This window comes from Ruegeria sp. K5 (assembly GCF_056531805.1).
In genome coordinates this window covers 91,925-112,159 of the sequence record NZ_JBQFML010000003.1, presented here as the reverse complement: position 1 = coordinate 112,159, position 20,235 = coordinate 91,925, and the positions used below count along the sequence as shown (strand labels likewise).

Annotated in this window: 15 protein-coding genes; 11 read left to right on the top strand and 4 right to left on the bottom strand. The window is 57.0% G+C overall.

Annotation, left to right across the window (positions count from 1 at the left end; all coding sequences use genetic code 11):
- Window positions 1-88: 88 nt before the first annotated feature.
- The 10 genes from ACR0MO_RS11740 (at window position 89) to ACR0MO_RS11695 (ending at window position 14,654) form a co-directional block, all read left to right on the top strand.
- A complete protein-coding gene (locus tag ACR0MO_RS11740) occupies window positions 89-2,302 on the top strand; it encodes an NADP-dependent isocitrate dehydrogenase (RefSeq protein ID WP_480891394.1) in 2,214 nt (737 codons plus the stop codon).
- A gap of 270 nt (window positions 2,303-2,572) precedes the next feature.
- Window positions 2,573-3,913 (top strand): SGNH/GDSL hydrolase family protein, encoded by a 1,341-nt coding sequence (locus ACR0MO_RS11735; protein ID WP_480891393.1) that lies wholly within the window; start codon window positions 2,573-2,575, stop codon window positions 3,911-3,913.
- 266 nt (window positions 3,914-4,179) lie between these two features.
- Window positions 4,180-5,346: a glycosyltransferase gene (locus ACR0MO_RS11730; RefSeq protein WP_480891391.1), complete on the top strand. Its 1,167-nt coding sequence runs from the start codon at window positions 4,180-4,182 to the stop codon at window positions 5,344-5,346.
- Between the two features lie 206 nt (window positions 5,347-5,552).
- Window positions 5,553-7,319, top strand: coding sequence for a polysaccharide biosynthesis tyrosine autokinase (locus ACR0MO_RS11725; protein WP_170622159.1), 1,767 nt, complete (start codon window positions 5,553-5,555; stop codon window positions 7,317-7,319).
- On the top strand, window positions 7,270-8,700 hold the full coding sequence (locus tag ACR0MO_RS11720) for a pectate lyase family protein (RefSeq protein WP_480781189.1): 1,431 nt from the start codon (window positions 7,270-7,272) through the stop codon (window positions 8,698-8,700). Before ACR0MO_RS11725 ends, ACR0MO_RS11720 begins: the two co-directional genes overlap by 50 nt.
- Window positions 8,697-10,040: a lipopolysaccharide biosynthesis protein gene (locus tag ACR0MO_RS11715; protein ID WP_170453780.1), complete on the top strand. Its 1,344-nt coding sequence runs from the start codon at window positions 8,697-8,699 to the stop codon at window positions 10,038-10,040. Before ACR0MO_RS11720 ends, ACR0MO_RS11715 begins: the two co-directional genes overlap by 4 nt.
- Window positions 10,030-11,361: an O-antigen ligase family protein gene (locus ACR0MO_RS11710; protein ID WP_170453779.1), complete on the top strand. Its 1,332-nt coding sequence runs from the start codon at window positions 10,030-10,032 to the stop codon at window positions 11,359-11,361. The genes ACR0MO_RS11715 and ACR0MO_RS11710 overlap by 11 nt, the downstream gene beginning before the upstream one ends.
- Window positions 11,358-12,572 (top strand): polysaccharide biosynthesis/export family protein, encoded by a 1,215-nt coding sequence (locus ACR0MO_RS11705; protein WP_480891386.1) that lies wholly within the window; start codon window positions 11,358-11,360, stop codon window positions 12,570-12,572. The genes ACR0MO_RS11710 and ACR0MO_RS11705 overlap by 4 nt, the downstream gene beginning before the upstream one ends.
- Before the next feature lie 14 nt (window positions 12,573-12,586).
- Entirely contained in the window at window positions 12,587-13,777 is a 1,191-nt protein-coding gene (locus tag ACR0MO_RS11700; protein WP_480891383.1) for a glycosyltransferase family 4 protein, read from the top strand.
- A 7-nt stretch (window positions 13,778-13,784) separates the two neighbouring features.
- The gene (locus tag ACR0MO_RS11695) at window positions 13,785-14,654 is read left to right on the top strand and encodes a sulfotransferase family protein (protein WP_480626704.1); all 870 of its coding nucleotides are present in this window, start codon (window positions 13,785-13,787) and stop codon (window positions 14,652-14,654) included.
- Between the two features lie 6 nt (window positions 14,655-14,660).
- Here ACR0MO_RS11695 and ACR0MO_RS11690 read toward each other — a convergent pair whose 3' ends face one another.
- Window positions 14,661-15,917, bottom strand: a complete 1,257-nt coding sequence (locus ACR0MO_RS11690) for a glycosyltransferase family 4 protein (protein WP_480891381.1) — start codon at window positions 15,915-15,917, stop codon at window positions 14,661-14,663.
- A gap of 476 nt (window positions 15,918-16,393) precedes the next feature.
- On the opposite strand from ACR0MO_RS11690, the gene ACR0MO_RS11685 reads away from it, so the two are divergent.
- A complete protein-coding gene (locus tag ACR0MO_RS11685; RefSeq protein ID WP_480891379.1) occupies window positions 16,394-17,575 on the top strand; it encodes a DegT/DnrJ/EryC1/StrS family aminotransferase in 1,182 nt (393 codons plus the stop codon).
- On the opposite strand, the gene ACR0MO_RS11680 is transcribed toward ACR0MO_RS11685, so the two are convergent.
- From ACR0MO_RS11680 to ACR0MO_RS11670, 3 genes are read right to left on the bottom strand one after another with little or no spacing between them, the layout of a single operon-like run.
- Window positions 17,572-18,267, bottom strand: coding sequence for a PIG-L deacetylase family protein (locus ACR0MO_RS11680; protein WP_170522852.1), 696 nt, complete (start codon window positions 18,265-18,267; stop codon window positions 17,572-17,574). The genes ACR0MO_RS11685 and ACR0MO_RS11680 overlap by 4 nt on opposite strands.
- On the bottom strand, window positions 18,264-19,178 hold the full coding sequence (locus ACR0MO_RS11675; RefSeq protein ID WP_170522855.1) for a formyltransferase family protein: 915 nt from the start codon (window positions 19,176-19,178) through the stop codon (window positions 18,264-18,266). The genes ACR0MO_RS11680 and ACR0MO_RS11675 overlap by 4 nt, the downstream gene beginning before the upstream one ends.
- Window positions 19,175-19,795, bottom strand: coding sequence for a sugar transferase (locus ACR0MO_RS11670; protein ID WP_480584610.1), 621 nt, complete (start codon window positions 19,793-19,795; stop codon window positions 19,175-19,177). The genes ACR0MO_RS11675 and ACR0MO_RS11670 overlap by 4 nt, the downstream gene beginning before the upstream one ends.
- Window positions 19,796-20,235: the final 440 nt, after the last annotated feature.

Sequence of the window (20,235 nt, the reverse complement as noted above, 5' to 3'; positions counted from 1 at the left end):
AGCATTGGTCTGCCCCTACCGCGCCACGCTGATGTGGCCCCAACTCTTGGATCGCACGCCCCGAAAGGCTTAAAAAAGGTAAAAGAATATGGCAGATAAATCGAACTTCGACATATTGTATACCATTGTAGACGAAGCGCCCGAACTGGCCAGCGCGTCGTTTCTGCCCATCATTCGCAAGTTCGCCTCGGCGGCGGGTGTCAGTGTTGGCACTAAGGATATTTCGCTGGCAGGCCGTATTCTGGCAACCTTCCCGGAAGACCTGACAGACGCGCAGCGCATCACCGATGATTTGGCCGCTCTGGGTGAGTTGGTGAAGACACCGGATGCGAACGTGATCAAGCTGCCGAACATCTCGGCATCGGTACCCCAGCTTGTGGCGGCCATCGAGGAACTGCAATCGCAGGGCTATGACATTCCGAACTACCCCGAAGAACCCTCGACCGACGAGGAAAAGGCGATTCGCGCGCGCTATGACGCGATCAAAGGCTCGGCCGTAAACCCGGTTCTGCGCGAAGGCAACAGCGACCGCCGCGCGGCGCGGGCGGTGAAGAACTATGCCCAGAAGAACCCGCATTCGATGGGTGAGTGGTCCTCGGACAGCAAAACCAAAGTGTCGTCCATGCCGGGCAACGATTTCTACGCAAACGAGAAATCGGCGACGATCACTGCTGCACAGGCTGGCGATGCCAAGATCGAATTTGTCGGCAAGGATGGCAGCGTTACCGTTCTGAAAGACGGCTGGCCGCTGGCCGAGGGCACCGTGGCCGACGCGACGTTCATGTCGGTCAAGGCGCTGTCTGCGTTCCTGGCGGACGCGATCGAGGACACCAAGAAAGACGGCACCATGTTCTCGCTGCACATGAAGGCCACGATGATGAAGGTCAGCGACCCGATCATCTTTGGCTATGCGGTCAAGGCGTGGCTGGCCCCGGTGTTCGAAAAATTCGGTGCCGAGCTGGACGCACTGGGCGTGAACCCGAACTCAGGGCTCGGTGATCTGCTGGAGCGTGTTCAGGGCAATGCCGACATCATGGCCGCCATTGACGCGATCAAGGGCGACCGCCCGTCGATGTATATGGTCGACAGCGACAAAGGCATCACCAACCTGCACGTGCCCTCGGACGTGATCATCGACGCCTCGATGCCCGCCGTAATCCGCGCGGGCGGCAAGGGCTGGGACGAGACCGGTGCCAAGGGCGACACCAACTGCGTGATCCCCGACCGCTGCTATGCGCCGGTTTATGATGAATCCATCAAGTTCTTCAAAACCAACGGCGCGCTGAACCCGGCCACTGCCGGTGCGGTCGCAAACGTCGGCCTGATGGCACAGAAGGCCGAGGAATATGGCTCGCACCCGACCACATTCCAGGCCCCTGCTGATGGCACCATCCGCATCGTTCTGGCCAATGGCGAGACGCTGCATTCGCATGAGGTCGAACAGGGCGACATCTGGCGGTCCTGCACCGTCAAGAAGGCCCCCATCGAGAACTGGATCCAACTGGCGATGGATCGTCAGCGCCTGACGGGGTCCGAGGCGATTTTCTGGCTGGACGCCAACCGCGCCCATGACGCCGAGCTGATCAAATACGTGACGCCCGTGCTGGAAGCTGCAGGCGTAGCGGACAAGTTCCAGATCATGGCCCCGCGCGAGGCGACCCGCCAGTCGTTGGAAACCATCACGGCAGGCAATGACTCGATTGCCATCACCGGCAACGTGCTGCGCGACTACCTGACCGACCTGTTCCCGATCCTGGAACTGGGCACCTCGGCCAAGATGCTGTCCATCGTCAAGCTGATGAATGGCGGCGGTCTGTTCGAAACCGGCGCGGGGGGTTCGGCCCCGAAACACGTGCAGCAGCTGGTTGAGGAAAACCACCTGCGCTGGGATTCGATGGGTGAGTTCTGCGCGCTGGGTGAATCCCTGAACTTCCTGGCCGACAACAAGGGCAACGCCAAGGCGGGTGTACTGGGTGCCGCAGCCGAGGCCGCGACGCAGGGCATTCTGGACAACAACCGCTCGCCCAGCCGCAAGGTCGGCCAGCCCGACAACCGCGACAGCCACTATTGGTTCGCGCGCTACTGGGCCGAAGCACTGTCCGCGCAGTCGGACGATGCGGAACTGGCGGCAGAGTTCGCACCCGTCGCGGCAGACCTGGCAGCGAAGGAGGAGCAAATCCTTAGCGAATTGGCCAACGCGCAAGGTGCAGCGGCTGACCTGGGCGGTTACTATCATACCGATCCGGCGAAAACCGCTGCGGTGATGCGCCCCAGCGCAACACTCAACGCGATCATCGGTTAAACCAAAGCCGACCGGATAACCGAGCTTCGGCCCGGTCACTGATCGACCAAAACCAAAGGGGGCAGGCCTTTATCGGCCTGCCCTTTGTTTTTCGTTTCCAAATTAATTAAGGTTTAAGGAAAAAGCACAACTCACGGTTCAGTTTGGCAACACTCACGCGGCCGTTGAAAAAGCTTGAACGACTTGTCTTGCATTTCAGGAATGCGTGCAGATTATCAGAGACTTAACGCCCATGCGCCTTAGTCGCTGGGCCAAGGGCAGAGTTTCTACATGAACGGGAGCGATCATTTGGACAGCGTTGGGCGTGGCGAACGGTTAGGCCGGATTCTGTGCTTGATCCCGGCTTTGTACTTTTTTGCCACGGCGGCTTACGCGCTGGTCAACTTCGCCGAATACGCCGCCGGCACCGCGCGGTTGCTGCGCTATGTTCTGGTTCCGGCTGCATTGGGCCTGTTTTTGGTGCTTGCTGCAGTGTTCACACGACGCGACACACGGCTGATGGTCGGGATTTGCATGTCCACCTTGTTGGCGACGCTTTTTCTGTTCGAAGGCTATATCAGTGTCAAATCTCTACAAGGCGAATTGGGGTCGGTCGGCATTGTGAAAGACGACGTTGATCTGGCGCCGTATCTGCAAAACCTGCCGCCCGCTGCGACGTTGAAAAGCGTCAATAACGCGGTGGAACTGAAACAGTTGAGCAAGGCGGTATTGGCACCGCAGCCCAAGAACCAGATGTTTCTGTGTTCGCTGGATGGCCAGCCGGTCACGTATGAGCCCGACAGGTTAGGGTTCCGGAATCCCGACTCTGTCTATGATGGCAACATTGAAGTGTTGGTGCTGGGGGACTCGTTTGTTGAGGGGTTCTGTCTGCAGGATGGTGAACACCTTGCGGACCAGCTGCGCGCCTATTCCCCCAACTTGTTGAATCTGGGGCACCGCAGCGCCGGGCCCTTGTTCGAACTGGCGGTCTTGGGGCGCTATGGCCCGGCCTTTGAGCCAGACTTGACGGTAATGGTGTTCTTTGCAGGCAATGACTGGCGAAACCTGAACCGCGAACTGACAATGCCGTGGCTTGCTCAGGCTCTGGAAGACGGGGTGGATTTTGGGCCTGTCGCCAAATCGGATCAACAGATTGCAACGCTGACAGATCAGATTGATCAACAGTGGGGCAGCATGGACTTGTCCCTGAGCCACTATTTCCAATCCAGACGTGTTGTTCGAAATTTCCTTGCCTTGCAAAAAACGGCCAAGCTGTTGGGGCTTCACTACCCGCAGGCGGTCGCGCCGCAACCCGAGTATAAGGATGTTCTCAGCCGCGCTGAGGACATAGTGGCACAATGGGGGGGCGAGCTTGTTATCGTCTTCGTGCCCCCGGTCGACCGTTTTAGTGGTTTGATTTCGCAGGACTTCCTGCACGACCCGCTCAGAGACTTGGTTCAAAGCGCCGCCGACGAGGTTGGGCTGGCGGTGATCGACCTGACAGATCAGTTTGAAGCGCATCCCAGGCCCAAGGATTTGTACGCGTCAGACGCGCATTTCAGCCCGGCCGGGGCGTCGCTGGCGGCCGGGGCCATCGCAGAAGGATTGCAGCAAAGGGGGTTTATGAACTGAGTCATTGGTGACGGTGCTGCTTATGGAAGCGCGCATACGATGTAAGGATTTGTAATTATTTTTAAATTTCTAGTCGATGTAAGTTCAAATAGATGAAGCTGACGATCAAAGTAGATTCGAAATGATTGAAGCTATTCCTTCAACAATAATCTGGAAACCGCACTTTCCGTCACAAACCAGTGGCAATCCAAGACTTCCCAGGCTCATTCTTTAGAATTGTGAACTACATCATTGTTCCGTTGTTTGATTTGTAGCAGGTATTTTTAATGAAAGTTGTTCATGTGATTACGGGCACCAATGTTGGGGGTGCCCAAATTATGTTGCAAAGATATTTAGCGGCGTTGGGATCTGACGCCCGCGATCATTCGGTGGTCTCGTTGATGGGTGACGGCGTTATTGCAGAGCCGATCCGCTCTTTGGGGGTCAATGTCACTTCGCTGAATTTGCGGGAAGGGCAGGTGACGCCGGGCTCGCTGGTGAACCTGCGGCGCGCAGTCAAGGAACACGCTCCGGACGTCGTGCATGGATGGATGTATCACGGATGCATGGCATCCTGGGCGGCAATTGCCGGGCGCATCACTTCGAAACCCGGCCTTGTCTGGGCGGTGCACCATTCCTTGCAGGACATTCAGAACGAGAAACGCTCAAACCGCATTCTGATACGCGCGCTGGCCAAACTGTCAGGCTTTGCCGGGCAGATTACCTATTGTTCGGACGTATCGCGCAAACAGCACGAGGCTATTGGGTTCTCGGGCGCGAATTCGGCGCTTATCCCCAATGCGATCGACACCAATGTGTTTCGCCCGGACGATGCGGCGCGCAAGCGGCTTGAGGATCTGTGCGGCGTAAACGACGACCGGTTTTTTGTCGGCAATTTTGCCCGCAGCCATCCGATGAAGGATCATGTTTCGATGGTCAGGGCAACGGCAAAGCTGCTTGAATCGGGCTACGATGTGCATGCGGTAATCTTTGGGCAGGGCACCACGACAAGCCCTGCGGTGGCCGAGGCCAGTGCTTTGGGCATTAGCGACAGGGTCAGCGCATTCGAAGGCCGACCCGATGTGGAAAAACTGGTGCCGGGCCTCGATATTTTTCTGCTGTCTTCAGCCTGGGGCGAAGCCTTCCCACTGGCGGTGGCCGAGGCAATGGCATGCCAGGTTCCCTGCGTCGTAACGGATGTGGGTGACAGCGGCTTTCTTGTCGGCAACTCCGGGCTTGTCGTTCCACCGGCTGATCCGGACGCTCAGTCCGGGGCCGTGGCGCAACTTCTGGATGCGGGGCCGGGCAAGCGCGCGGAATTGGGCCAACTGGCCCGTGAAAGAATTAAGTCGGAATTTTCTGCCGAGAGGTATATACAGTTGCACGAGGATGCCTATCTTAAGGCGATGTATGTTAAGGCGTCGAGCAATAGTGGTTTGTCGAAGTCTGCCTAGGTTTGTGTGAACTCAGGCTGGCGGGCTCGGTTATTCGGCAAATGCACGTTCGAGCCCCGGAAGTTTTAAGAGTGAGTGTACCGCTATTGCGGTAAAAGGGTTTGAATATGACGGTTCAAGAGAGAATTGAACATACAGTTGTGTCGCAAAGTGAAGGTCGCGTCGGATTAGATGGCGTTTCGCACATTGTGCGAAGACATATGCCAATGATGCTGGCCATTGTTGCGGTGGTCGTCGGGATTACATTCCTGGCGGTTCGCCTGCTCGAGCCACGCTACCGCACAGTTTCAACCGTTGTCATGACGATGCTCGAGACCCGGGTCAGCGCGACCGAGGTTGAACTGGAAACCTTTGAACTGACCCGCGCAGTTATCGAAACCGAGATGGATATTCTGCGGTCCCGCGAGTTTGCGGCAGATGTGGCCGAAGCAATGTCATTGTTCAATGATCCGACCTTTGTGCCATATGCGGATCCTGGAACGCCCGGCTCAACAGCAGATCGCAGAGAAAAGGTCATCGACAAAACGCTGGGGTCGTACAAGGTGGTTCGCCGGGGCGAAAGCCTGGCCATCGAGATTATCGCAACATCCAACGACCCGCTTCTGGCCGCCAAGTTTTCGAACACCGTTGCCGAGACCTATATCCTGCGCTCAAAGCTGAAGCGGACCGAGTTGATTTCGGACTCCATCACCTTTCTGCGGACGCGGGTCAGTGAATTGGGCGAAGAACTCTCGCAATCCGAACTGCAACTGGCGGCGTTCATTCGGCAAAACAAACTGGATGATTTGACCCTGCCTGACAGGTTGCGGGCTGAAAACGACCGCCTGTCTTCGATCTATGATGCCGTCAAGGACGACGAGGCGCTGAAAGACGAATCCGACCGTGTTGCGAAGGAACTGGCCGAGATTCAGGTCGCACTGCATGAGCGCACACGCTCGGAACTGGCCTTGATGCGGATGGAGCGGTCGATTGAACTGCTGCGCCTCAGGTATCAGAACTCAATCGAAAAGCTGAATGAGCTTGAGACACAGTTGGAGTTTGCCGGTCAAGGCGCGCGTCAGGTCTCATTCGCGCGCATTCCTGTTGAGCCGTATTGGCCAAACCCGCGTGTTGCGGTTGCGGTCAGCGGTGTTGCCGGTCTGGCCTTGGCCTTCATCGCAGCGCTGTTGCTGGAAGGCCTGAACTACCGTCTTTGGAGCGAACGCCAGACCGCCCGAATCTCCGGCCTTGCAAATTTCGGGTTCCTGCCAAGCATCAAGGAACGCACATTTTTCGGACGCGAGAATTCGTCGTCCTGGTTCCTCGAGGGCGACGCGACCCCGTCCTTCTTTCAGGCGCTGCGCGGGTTCCTGACGCTTTGGTTCAATCTGGTCACGGATGGCAAGATCGTCATGATCACATCCGGCCTTCCCGGCGAAGGAAAATCCACCGTCGCCGTTTCCATCGCTGCGGCCGCTGCAAAAGAGCAGATGAAAGTTCTGGTGCTTGATCTGGACAACCACAAAAGAGGCGCGACCAAGCTTGTTGGGTCGGATGCCAAACCCGCAAGCGCCGCGGATGTTTTGGCAGATAAAGTTGTACCTCAGCCGGTTGTCGTCAACGGCGAGACTGCGTTCCACCTTCTGTCGCTGCACATGCTGGACGATCAGTCGCCGGCCAATGCAAAAAGCACGCTCAAGCGCCTGAACACCAAGCTGCGCAAGCATTTCGATCTGGTAATCGTGGACACTCCGCCAACTCTGATCGTGCATGATGCGTGCCGGCTGGGCGACCTTGTCGACAAAACCCTGATCGTTGTGCGTTGGGGCAATACCAGCGAGGCCGTCCTGCGCGACACCGTGGACAAGCTGGAGCGTAACGGAATTGACGTCACGGGAACAATTATCAACGACGTGAACACCCGCAAGCACAGGAGATATGGTTATGGCGGTGGCGCCGACTATTATTCCTACAATAAGTCAGGCTACTACTAAGCTGATTGCGCGCGCGTCGACCGTCATTGCCCTGAGCGTTGCTTTGTTTTTGGCGCAAGATGTCGCGGCAGAGTCTGCCTTTCCGGGTGCCGTAGGCTATGGCGCTGGTGCTGTCGGCTGGAAGGGCGGCAGTGTTCTGACTGTGACCAACCTAAACGACAGTGGTCCGGGGTCGCTTCGGGAATGTGCCGAAGGCAACGGCCCCCCGCGCGTATGTGTCTTTGCGGTTAGCGGGACTATCGACCTGACGAACGCGATTTGGGTTGGACCAAACACCTATATCGCCGGACAGACTGCGCCCGGGGATGGCATACAGCTGCGGATTGTCGAAGGGAAAGTCGGCACGCTGATATTGAAGAACGTGAACGATGTCGTGGTGCGCTTTCTGAAGGCGCGTCCCGGGGTGACGGATGAACAGTCATCGGTTGTGGATGCGGTAACGGTAGAAAACGGTCAGCGCGTCTATCTTGGCAACCTGTCCCTGGCGTTCGCCTCGGACGAGACGGTCAACATTCACGTCTCGAACGCGACCGCGCAGGACATAACACTGGCGGACAGTATTGTTGCGCTTAGCCTGGATCGTTCGAACCATCCCAAAGGGCGCCATTCAAAAGGGGCGCTGATCTGCTCGGACGAAGGTCCCACGAATGCGTGCGGGCGGATTTCATTGATCCGAAATCTGTTTGCGCATCACCGCGACCGGCAGCCGGACATCAAGGCAACTGATATTGGCCCGGTCGAGGTCATCAACAACGTTTTCTACAATCCAATCAGCCAGTTTGGCGAGTTCTACGACCTGCTGGGCGACGCTTCTATCGCCTATATCGGGAACGTCGCCCTGACCGGCCCCGATACCATCCGCAAAACGCCCGAAGCCGTTCAGGTGTTCGAGTGGGAGGATGACTATGCCGTTGCTCTTTGGGCCGAGGGCAACATTGCAGACACGCCCGACGGCTGCCGCGCGCGCCGGTTCGAGGTTTTGGACGTGACCGCCATACAGCAACAGGTTCCTCCCGGAAGCTGGCCGTTGACGACAGATCCCCTCCCGGCCGCCGAAGCGCTTGAAACGGTGCTGAGCCGGTCAGGGGACCGGATCGAAGGGCACCGCGAACCGGACAGTTTGGATGCGGCTATTATCGGGGATGTTCAAAACTGCACCGGTCAGATCATCGACGAGGTCGAGCAAGTTGGCGGCTGGCCCGATATTACGTCTGACAATCCGGTCGCCGACAGCGATCTGGACGGTTTGCCCGATGCTTGGGAAGAAACCCGCGATGGGCTGGATCCCAACCGCATTGATGATCCGTGGGCTTTGGATCCGCAAACGGGGTTGAGCCATGTTGAAACATGGCTTGCCATCATGGCCGGAGACCTGTCTTGACTGCGCGCCTGTCATCCGGGCTTCGCGATGAGCCGTTGAAAAAGCGCCTTCTGCGCAATCTCAAGTGGATTTTCTCGGCACAGGTTGCGGTTGCTCTGCTTGGAATGGTCTATCTTGCCTTTGGCGCGCGCGCATTGGGTGCGGCGGGGCTGGGGCTGATTGCTGTTCTGGAGGCCTACAGCCGAATTATGGCCAGATTGCTGCATCTGGAGCCGTGGCAGGCCGTCATTCGACATGCCAGTACGGCGCTGGAAAACGATGAGGTGGATCGCTTCGGACGGTTGATCGGCCTGTCCGTGCTCGTGGACTTGGCTGGCGGAGTGCTAGCGGCCACCGTGGCATTTCTTCTCGCGCCCATTTTGGCACCATTGCTTGGACTGGAAGACACCTATTTCTGGCTGTTGCCGGTCGGGGCGGCAGCCTGTGTCCTGTCGCTGCGGGCGACAGGTATTTCACTGCTTCGCATCTATGACCGCTTTGACATTCTGGCCAAACTGGACAGTGCAACAGCGGCGTTTCGGGCGTTTCTGGCAATCATGGCCTGGGTATTGGACTTGGGTCTTGTGGGGTTTGCCGCGATTTTCGTTCTCATAAGTCTGTTGGACGGCACATTGGCCTATCTGGTGGGCCTGACCCAGATGCGAAAACGCGGACATCGGTTGCAGTTTGGCGGTATCCGGGAAACGCTGGCCGAGAATCCGGGATTCCTGCGGTTCATGTGGAACAGCAACCTCTCGGTCATTTTACGCCAAACCTCGCAACGGTTGGACGTCATTATTCTTGCCGCAATGGTTCCGGCAACTGCGGTTGGCTACTACCATATCGCGCGGCGCTGCGGAGATGCGGCATTGCGACTGGGTCGCCCGCTCAGCCAAACGATCTACCCGGAATTCACGCGGCTTTCGGCACGCGGACAAGTCGCGAAGCTGGGGAAAATCCTGCGCAACATAAGCGCCGGATTTGCGGTGGTGCTGGTGCTGGTGCTGACACCGGTCATCTGGCAGCTGGATAAGATCATTCTTGCGTTCTTCGGGCCGGAATTCGGCCCTGCAGTTCCTGTTGTTGCAATTCAGGCTGTGGCCGTTGGGTTCTATCTGTTTGGCTGCATCGTCAACCCCGCGCTGCTGAGCCTGGAACAGGACCGCGCGATGGTCAGGATCGGTGCCCTAATTACCGGGCTGTTTTTTGTCCTGATATACCCGATGGTCACAACTTTCGGGGTAGCCGGGGCTGCGGCGTCGCACTTGATTTGTAACGCCATTTGGTTGGTTTTGTGTAGTATCGTGTTGAAACGGGCTGTCAGTGCAGCCGTCAACAAGGGGGTGCCTCGTGAAAGCTGACGCTTTGCACCAACCCGTCAAACCGGCTCAACACAGCGGTTTTCAGGTGCCGGATGTCTTCGGTTTCAGACGCGCCGGTTTGACAGGGCTGGAAGGGTTCTTTCTGTTCCTTGTGGTTGCTTTGGCACCCATCAATTACCTGCGCTTGCAAGCGGTCTATTTCACAGCCTCTGACGCCTGCGCGGTGATCGCCGTTATTGTTCTGGTGTCTCAGCAACGTCTGCCTCTCAACTACTTTGGCCGCGCCAGTGGCATGTGGTATCTGTCCTTTTTCCTTTTCGCCGGGGGGCTGACTATAAGCTCGCTGGTAAACGGCAATCCGGTCGAACTGGTCACCGTGGTATCGCAGTATTTCTTTTCGCTGATGCTGCTACCCTTGTTGCTGGGGGCACGAAGCTACCCGCAGGTGATCGCATTGCTGCGGGTGCTGATCGTGTCCATCACCTTTGTGATGGTATTCGGCGCCTATATCGTTCACTTCGTCGAAGACGCGGGGCCGCGCCTGCTGTCTTACAACGGCAGGATGCGATCTCTGATCGAGCGTGAAAACGAATGTGCCACACTGGCCGCGATCGCGATCATCCTTACGTTGGGCTTGTACTATCTGAAAGAAATCAAGGCCATCTGGTTGGTCATATGTCTGCCGGCGCTCTATTACGGGGTCATTCTGACCGGATCGAACAGTGGCCTGCTGATCAGCACGCTTGGCACCATCATCATCGTTTTCCTATGCGGAACGAGGCGCAGCATTGTGATCACCCTGGTCGGGTTCCTGATCGCCCTGTTCTCGATGCTTGAATTTGGCCAGTATTTCCTGCCCGAAGTGTTTCAGGACCGGGTCCTTGGCGCGTTGGTTGATGGCGACATCAGCGAAGCCGGCACATTCGATGGCCGGTATTTCTTGATCCAAGAGGCATTGCATGTCGCGCAGGATACTCTGTTCCTGGGGCTGGGTGCCGAACAATACCGTACCGTCAGCGACCATGGCGCACCGGTTCACAGCATGTATCTTCTTGCGTTGACCGAGGGTGGGTTGATCTCGCTCCTCGGGCTTGTCGGCTTTATCCTGACAGGTATCTATCTTGCATGGCTGGCATTTGCATCCAACGGGTCCCGCAAGGTACCCGCGATCACACTGACCATCCTGATGGTCTACAGCGTCATGCTGAACATGTTTCCGGCCTTTTATCCCCGGTTCTGGAATGTTCCTCTGATCCTTGCACTATCGCTAAGCGCATCGTGCATGGCCGAGTTCAGAACCGGTCTGGCCAATCACCAAAACAATACTGCAACACCGCGTACCGGGAGGATCACGCATTGAAATTCATAAGACTTATTTTGTGCTGCGCCCTGATGTCGATGGGCTACGTCCCGGCAGTTGCGCATGCTGAAAGCTATGAGCTTCTTGAACATGACCGCCTGTTGCTGCGCGCGATGCGCTGGGATCCTGTCGTGTCGTCATTTGTTCAATGGGACGGGGTCTCGGGCGAATACAAAATCGGCCCGGACGGAACCCTGATGGTGCCGCTGGCGGGACAGATTCAAGCCAGTGGGAACACGCTGGAGTCCTTGTCCAAACTGATCGAAACGCGTTTGCGGCGGCAGGTGGGACTTGCTGAACCGCCACATGTCGCGATTGAGGTGATCGACCATCTGCCCGTCTATGTTCTGGGCGATGTCACGGCCCCCGGTGCCTATCCGTTCCGGCCCGGTTTGACGGCACAGCAGGCTTTGGCCCTGGCTGGCGGCCCCTTGCGACCGCCATTGCAGCTGGGGTCCGGGAATGACTTCCAAACTCTCAGCCTGGGCGGCGAGATCCGTTTGCTGACCACGCAAATCGCAGCTTTGGAGAACGAGCGCAAGCGTCTTACGACCGATCTCGATGCCCTTTCTTCCGAGGATCAGGATGCAACCGCCGAGATTGGCGGGCTGGAAGGTCAAATCCTTGCAGCCACCCAGACGGCCCGCAGCGGGCAGGGGGTCAGCCTTCGCGAATTGCAGGAGGTTCAGGAGCAGCAGATCAAAAGCCTGGAAGAACAGCTGAAGCTGCGCGAAGAACAGATCGAGTTTACGCGGGCGGATCTGAAAAACGTGAATGAGTTGAAGGAAAAGGGGTTAGCGGTCAACGCCCGAGTAACAGCATTGAACAATACGCTTAACACCTACATATCCGAGCGGCTCAATCTGGAGATTGCGCTGCTGAATGCCAAGCAACAGCTCAATCGCGCGCAACGGGACGAATTGGCTCTGGTAGATACGGCCAGATCGCAGGCCCTGACCCGCCTCAATCAGGTTGAACAAGAATTGCTCACATTGCGCACGCGGCTTGCGACGGCACAGACCTTACATAATGAGGTGGTCGCGGCGGGTCTTGCAACTGATGCCGAGCCGGTGGGTGAAACCGTTATTGAATACAGTGTCACCAGAGAATCCAAGCTGTTGTCCGACGCGTTTGATGCTGTTGGCGCATTGCTTCCCGGCGACACATTGGTCGTTAGCCGGACCGTTATTTTATCACCAAACACTGAATAGTCAGGAATATTGTTATGCCAAATCCCATCCGGGTGTTTTTCCCCTATGTCGGCGGGGATCAGATCGGGGGCAGTCATATCTCATCGCTGAGCCTTGTGGCGGCCCTTGATCGCGCGCGGTTTGAGCCCATCATTGCCTTGCATCGCGAAGCCGGTGATCTGGGGGAATATATCTCGTCCCTTGGGCTGGATTATCAGTTGATCACCGAGCCCGGCATTATTGCACCGTCTTACAGCCGCTCGGACAGTGACGCCTCGCTGCCGAAATATCTAACCCGCTCGGTGCCCCGCTTTGTTCGAATTCTGAAACAGCTTAACATTGACATCGTCACCACAAATGACGGGCGCATGCATGCCAACTGGGCGCTTCCGGCGCGTTTGGCGGGGACCCGGTTTGTTTGGTATCACCGACAGGGCCCTGATGCCTCGGGCATCAACAAGATTGCGCCGATCTTTGCCAACAAGATCCTCTCGGTTTCCGAATTTGCCCGTCCCATTAAACCGATCCGGCCAATAGATGACCGGTTCGAAGTTGTGCGCAGCCCGTTCGATTTTTCCAGCGATCCGCCCGAACATTCGACCTGTCACGCAGCCTTGTGCACGGAATTGGGCCTGCCCGAGAATGCGGTCTTGCTGGGGTATTTTGGCCTGCTCAACACAAGAAAACGGCCAGATCACTTCGTCCGCGCAGTGGCAGAGATTTCTGCCGCCATTCCGGACCGCCCCGTGCACGGGGTGGTGTTTGGTCAGGAAGAGACAGCCGATATAGGTTTGGCAGACACATGCCGGGATTTGGCGCGCACTTTGGGCATTACCGAACAAATCCACCTGATGGGTCACAGGTCGCCCATTGCTGAGGCCATGGCAGGTGTCGACGCGCTGTTGGTCACGGCACTGGACGAACCCTTTGGCCGGACATTGATCGAAGCCATGCATCTGGGAACACCTGTTGTGGCGACCAACCATGGCGGCAATCCCGAGGCAATCGAAAACGGTCGCAGCGGGTTTTTGGTGGATCCCTATGACCCGTCCGCATTTGTTGACCCCATACGACAGCTTCTGGAGTCGCCGGACCTGAAAAAGTCAGTGACGGCGGCGGCACGAGATAACGTGCACCAAAGCATGAGCCGCGATGTGCATGTCGCTCGGGTCAGTTCAATTTATGAAAGCATTGTGAAGCGAAGGGGCCTGATTAATGCCGCTTGAAAGACAAATGGATTTTCTGATCATCGGTGCCGCAAAATGCGCGACGACCTGGTTGCAGATGTCGCTGATGGAGACGCAGGAAATTTTCATGCCGGATCCGGAACTGCACTATTTTTCTCGTGAATATGAACGCGGGCCTGACTGGTACAGCAGCTATTTTGAGGCCGCTGGCGGAGCTCAGCTGGTTGGTGAGAAATCGAACTCTTATATGACGGCACCCAAGGCGGCCGAGCGGATCAAACGCGATTGTCCGGGTGTGCGGCTGATCGTTCAGATGCGCGATCCTGTGCAACGTGCCTATTCGGACTATTGCATGCTGTTTCGCCGGGGTGAGGTGAATGACGACATCTACGCTCATCTGGACCCGGACCGCGCCGCCGATCAACGGTTTTTGAATGACGGGCTATATGCCTTCCACCTGCGGCGCTTTTACGATCTGTTTCCGGCAGATCACGTTTTGCTGCTGGCTTACGAAGACGTCCGGACCGCTGCGCAAGAGCAGTTGGCCAAGGTCAGCGGCCATATCGGATTTGCGGGCACGCTGAACCCTCCGCTGCAGACGCGCGTGAAGGACAAGGAAATCCCGTTGGTTCCGCGCGGGTTGCGCCGGGTGCTTGGCCCAATAAGGCCGTTGCTGGATCCTGTCCGAAATACCTGGCCGGTGCAGGCCGTGCGCAATGCTGTGGCGCGGAAAGTGGAATACCCCCCATTGCCGGCCGATCTGTCCCGGAAAATGGCAGAGTTTTTTGCCAAAGACGCGGATGAGCTGAATGGATATATGCCGGGAATATCGCGGCAATGGACCAGCCTGCAGGAGTTTGTGAAAAGCGACGAGCCAGCGGTTCGCTCCGGTTCCCCTGACCCTTCGGTTGCTTAACAGGCTCTACGCCTCGTTTGCTGCCATTTGGATCGACAGTCCTGATGGCGGCAAACTTTCGTGTTCGCTCATCAGCCCCATTTTTTGCAACAGGATCGTGTTGACCCGCGCGACATCGAACTCATTTTCCGCCCGATGACGCGCCTCACGACCCATAGTCGCAATCAGGCTCTGGTCTTCGACAAAGCGCTGCATCGCGTCAGCAAGTTTCTGAGAGTTCCGCATCGGAACAATGAAGCCCGTTTGCCCGTCAGACACCGCATCTTCGCAACCCGGCGCATCGGTAGTTATGATCGCGCGCCCGGTTGACATCGCCTCGAGGATCGAACGCGGAATGCCTTCGCGATACGCCGTCGGCAGCACAAAAACCGAGCAATCCCGCAGATAGGGGCGTACGTCATCCGTTTCCCCCAGATATTCGATATCGCCGTCCTTTTGCCATTGGGACAATTGCTCGGCACTGACCGAATTGGGGTTGTCGTCCAGCGGGCCCAAAAGCTGACACCGCGCATTCGGGTATTTCTGCCGCAGCATCCGGGCGGCCTCGACATATTCGAACACGCCTTTGTACCGCAGCAGGCGCGCAACCATTAGAAAGACGGGCGGGCCGCTGGGTGGTTCAGAATGCTGGTAATGTTCCAGATTGACGCCCGAGCCGGGAATCTGAAGCATGGGCACGTCAGCCGCGATCAGGCGTCGGGATCGAAACTCTGCCGCGTCGACAGAGTTGTAGACAAAAACCTCATCCACGTCTTTCAGTGAAATGCGGTACAGGGCGACGGACAGTTTGCGCAACAGATTTCGGAAGAACGATTGATCGTCTTCCGAGAACACATATCCAAGCCCGGTACACATCGCATAGTTTTGCGGCACACCGGTCAGCCGCGCGGCAAGCCCGCTAAAGATCATCGGTTTCATGGTGTACGAGACCACCATGTCCGGCCGTTCGTCCCGGCAGATCTGGATCAGGGACCGAAGCGACGACAGATCCTGAAACGGGTTCAACCCGGCTCGCGACAAAGGAAATTGTCGGAACTCAATTCCCAAATCGGCCAAGGTAGCTTCGGTCTTGGGGTGCCGTTCCGGGCCGCAGGCAATAACATCTGCGCGTTGGGACAGTTCCTTGAGAATGTCATAGCGGAAGTTGGTCAGCGACGTCGTCAGGCTGCCGACGAACACGATTTTGGGTTTTCTTGTATGTGAATGCGGGCCCGCTGACGGATCACAACCCGAACCGGGCGAGAGGTTAGAAAAGTCACTCATCAACAAATGTTCACACTAAGATCTGACGTTAATTTAATGCTGGTTTAGGCTGTCTTTCATGTCAAGCGAACCAAGTATAGGGCCGAGTTCACAGTTAGGCGAACATCGCGAAAAAAGGCAGCGCACGAACAGATCGCAGCCCGCATCAAGCTTTTGGATCGCGTCGATTTCTTGTTCAAAAACAGAGCGATGGGAATATGACCAGAGCAGGCGAAAATCAGCTGAACTTGGATCAGTATCGATTTGACGGTTCACGCGATTGTTAAGTCTTCGGAGACAGCGCCGCGCCTTCTTCGGATTGTTGAAACGGTGCCGCCCGATTTGCGAACATTGTCCTGCTATTCCCACTTGGATGATTTAAGACTTGGCGTTTATGCTGCACGCAGGCAATTCTATTAGCCGTTGTGTAACGTATGGCGTTTGAAGTTGGGAAAGCCTTCGGTCGTCCCGGGTCTTTCAGTTTCATAGGAAGAGTAATGAGTCAGATTTGGCCAGTTTTTGATGAAGAACAGATCTCTGCGGTTGAACGGGTTCTGCGGTCCGGGCGCGTCAATGCGTGGACGGGACCGAATGTAAACGCCTTCGAGCAAGAGTATCGCGCCTACACCGGTTCAGCCCATGCGATTGCCATGGCGAATGGCACCGTGACGTTGGACGCAGCCTTGCAGGTGCTTGACTTGCAGCCGGGCGACGAAGTCATTGTGACACCCCGCAGCTTTATCGCCTCGGTCAGCACCGTGCTGATGGCCGGGGCCACACCGGTTTTTGCGGATGTGGACCGCGACACTCAGAACCTCTCGCCCGAGACGATTGCAGCGGTGCTGACGGAAAAGACACGCGGCATCATATTGGTCCACCTTGCTGGTTGGCCTGCGGATATGCCCGAAATCATGGCGCTTGCGAAAGCCCACAACCTGTGGGTCATCGAGGATTGCGCGCAGGCGCATGGCGCGATGATCGGGGACCATCACGTCGGAACATTCGGCACGTTTGGGTCTTTTTCCTTCTGTCAGGACAAGATCATTTCGACCGGGGGTGAAGGCGGTCTGCTGGTCACAGATGACGATGATCTGTGGTCCCGCGCCTGGAGCTATAAGGACCACGGCAAAAGCTATGATCAGGTCCATCGCAAGGACCATCCCCCCGGCTTCCGTTGGCTGCATAGTGCCGAACCGGGGACGAATTTGCGGATGACCGGAATGTCGGCGGCAATAGGTCGGGTGCAGTTAAAAAGACTGAACAACTGGCGCGCGCAGAGGACGGAGAATGCAACGATTCTGGCAAACGCTTTGACGGCCTGTCCGGCGTTTCGTGTGCCGATGCCCCCGGAGGATCTGACGCATGCCTACTATCGGTTTTATGCGTTTGTCGAACCTCAGGCCCTGAGCGCTAGCTGGAGCCGCGACAGAATAATCGCAGAAGTGTCAGAGGCCGGGTTCCCCATATTCAGCGGAAGCTGTTCAGAGATTTACCGGGAAGGCGTTTTCGAAAGATACAACTTGACGCCTGACAAACCGCTACCGGTGGCGCAAGAACTGGGACAGACCAGTCTGGCGTTTCTGGTGGACCCGACCTGGTCGCCGGATCGAACCCACCAATTGGCGGAAACCGTGGTGAAGATCGGCAATGCGGCGTTACGGCAAAGCGTGAACGCTTAGGTCACGGACCGAACCAGAACAAAACCTTCGGCGGCGTGGCGATGTACGGTCGCGCCGCGCAAGGTCGCCAATGCTCTCAAACTGGCCACGGAACGCTCATGCGGTGGCTGTTTGACCTGACTGGCAAAGCACTGGAATGCATCAAGCTTGCGCTCCAGCGTGTCTGAAATGTCCACAAAAACGTTGGGAACAAAGGCCGGTGTCAGGTAGGGCGCGTTCCAGTTGGTTTCGGACAGCGTCTCATATGCTGCAATGGTCGCCGGATACGCGGATTGATACGGGCGACTTGCAACCAGGGTCGACAGGAACGTCAGTTGGTGATCCAGATGAATGTCACCCGGATGTGGCGCCAAAACAAGTGAAGGGTCGAGATTGCGAATGAGCTCTCCCAGCCCCGCATTCAATGCACCATGCGGATGTTCGGCCAGTTCTGCTGCAGGGAAGTCCATCCAGTGGGTCTCGGTCACGCCCAGCACATTATGGGCGGCGCGCGCCTCGGCCCTCACGCCAGCGATTTGTTCTTCGCTAAAACGGGGGGGTTGGCCCTTGGTTACGATGGCAACATGAACGGCGCGGCCTTCATCAGCTAGCCGGGCAATGGTGCCGCCCGCGCCCAGCACCTCGTCATCGGGGTGGGGGGCAACGACCAGAACGGGCCCTTGGTCTGCGGTTGAAAATCCGGGGAAACTCATACTTTAAATCCAAGTTTTGAATGAAGGGCAGGGGGTGTCTCGGCACCCGACCAGCCGGTTATGTCCAGACACTGACCATCGCCGCAATAGACGGTGAACACATGCCCATCGACAGCCTGAACCTGCCCGGGCAGGCCGATATAATACCCTTTAAGGGGTGAAAAGCGGGCCTCGGTAATGATCAGTTCAGTATCGTCCGAGCCATGCGTGAACGCCCCCGGGTAGGGGGGACCAACGGCCCGAATCAAACGATGGATCTCTGCGGCGGGTTGGGTCCAGTCGATCCGGCCATCTTCCGGACGACGACGGGCGCAGATACTGATCCCTGTTTCGGGCTGAGGGGCTGCCGGAACATCCCCTTCCTCTATTTGAGCCAACAGCTTTGGCAGCAACTCTGTCAGGGCTTGCAGGGCGCGGTCATAGAGCTCGCGCGCGGTGACCGTGTCCGGGTCCACGGCATACCGGGCCTGGGCTGCAATCGGGCCATCATCAGCCCCTTCACCCAACCAGAACAGCGAGGCACCAACATCGCGTTCCCCCAGCAAGACGGTCCAAGGAATGACACCCCGTCCCCGCAAACGCGGCAGCGCGGAGGGGTGAAAGCCCACGCACCCAATCTTGGCCAGAGCGCGAAATTCCGGCCCACAGAGCTGCGACCATCCGATCACCAGAATCAAATCGGGGTTCACCGCGCGGATCGCATTCAGGGTTCCGGCAGAATCGCTTTTGGCGGTGTAGTGAACCGGAATGTCATAGCGCTCGGCCACCGGGGTCAGGTCCGCGAAATCGGAATGCCGATGCGCCAGTTCGCGCGGCAGTGTCACCACCATTTCCGGAACAAAGCCGGTTGCGCAAATTGCTGACAAGGCGACGTGGGATCCTTCGACCGCACCAACAAAAACAGTTTTCATGCGGTCGTCTCCTTCAATTCAAAGGACGTACTGGCGTTGACCCAGGATTCGGCGGCCTGAATTCGATCAGGGCGGCGATGTTCGCCCCGGATCGCCACACGGATTGTTTCGGCCATGATCTGAAGGTCCAAACCAAAAGATCGGTGGGCGACATACCACAAATCAAGCTGCAGTTTTTCCTGATTGGACAGTGTTGTATTGCCGCTTACCTGCGCCCATCCGGTCAGCCCCGGTCTTTGGGTGCACCGCATCTGCCCGGCTTCGCCAAAGGCTTGGATCGTTTCCGGCAGCAACGGGCGCGGGCCCACAAGGGCCATATCGCCGCGCAGGATCATCAGCAGCTGCGGCGCCTCATCCAGCCGCAAGCGCCGCAACATGGCCGTCGCACGGGTTTGCCGCTCGCTGTCGGGCAGCAGATTACCTGCCGAGTCGCGGTCGTCTGTCATTGTCCTGAGTTTGTAGATGCTAAAAACCCCGCCCGACTTACCGGCGCGTGTTTGCTTGAAAAACAAGGGAAAGCCCAGATTCATCATAACGATCAGGCAGGCAATGACGAAGAACGGTGCAGCCAGCAAAGCAGCCAGAATGCAAACGAAGACTTCGAAAACTCTATTCACGACCAAGCTCACTGTTTCACTACGGCGGAACGCCTAAATAACTAGCACACGGATCAATTTAATTTAAACGTCGACCTTCACAGCGGTTTCGTCCAACAAAGTGACTCGAACTGCGTGTTACCTTGTCCGCAAAGTAGAAGGCCTTGCAAGGTTCTCGTGAATTCAAGGCGTGGAAATTTTCAGTCTGACCAGCGCAGCGTGAAAGACACTGAGTTCGCCCGAGGAAATTACATCTTTCGCAAGAGACAATTAAGTTGTTGACACGATTAAACAAAATTACCGTCACCGCAGCGAGAGATTCCCGTAAACCTTTGGCTGCCGAGTCGCCCAGTGGCCTAATAAAGTGACACATGGCACCCCTGTTTCCGGAAAGGAAACGGACCCGGCCAAGCATCAAAACTGTTCTCGGCTTTTTTGAGCAAATCATATTCAAAAAACGC

Coding starts and splice junctions, on each gene's coding strand:
- ACR0MO_RS11740 (WP_480891394.1), top strand. CDS start 89: ATGGCAGATAAATCGAACTTCGACATATTGTATACCATTGTAGACGAA.
- ACR0MO_RS11690 (WP_480891381.1), bottom strand. CDS start 15,917: ATGAGTGACTTTTCTAACCTCTCGCCCGGTTCGGGTTGTGATCCGTCA.
- ACR0MO_RS11730 (WP_480891391.1), top strand. CDS start 4,180: ATGAAAGTTGTTCATGTGATTACGGGCACCAATGTTGGGGGTGCCCAA.
- ACR0MO_RS11720 (WP_480781189.1), top strand. CDS start 7,270: ATGGCGGTGGCGCCGACTATTATTCCTACAATAAGTCAGGCTACTACT.
- ACR0MO_RS11680 (WP_170522852.1), bottom strand. CDS start 18,267: ATGAGTTTCCCCGGATTTTCAACCGCAGACCAAGGGCCCGTTCTGGTC.
- ACR0MO_RS11700 (WP_480891383.1), top strand. CDS start 12,587: ATGCCAAATCCCATCCGGGTGTTTTTCCCCTATGTCGGCGGGGATCAG.
- ACR0MO_RS11695 (WP_480626704.1), top strand. CDS start 13,785: ATGGATTTTCTGATCATCGGTGCCGCAAAATGCGCGACGACCTGGTTG.
- ACR0MO_RS11735 (WP_480891393.1), top strand. CDS start 2,573: ATGAACGGGAGCGATCATTTGGACAGCGTTGGGCGTGGCGAACGGTTA.
- ACR0MO_RS11685 (WP_480891379.1), top strand. CDS start 16,394: ATGAGTCAGATTTGGCCAGTTTTTGATGAAGAACAGATCTCTGCGGTT.
- ACR0MO_RS11675 (WP_170522855.1), bottom strand. CDS start 19,178: ATGAAAACTGTTTTTGTTGGTGCGGTCGAAGGATCCCACGTCGCCTTG.
- ACR0MO_RS11725 (WP_170622159.1), top strand. CDS start 5,553: ATGATGCTGGCCATTGTTGCGGTGGTCGTCGGGATTACATTCCTGGCG.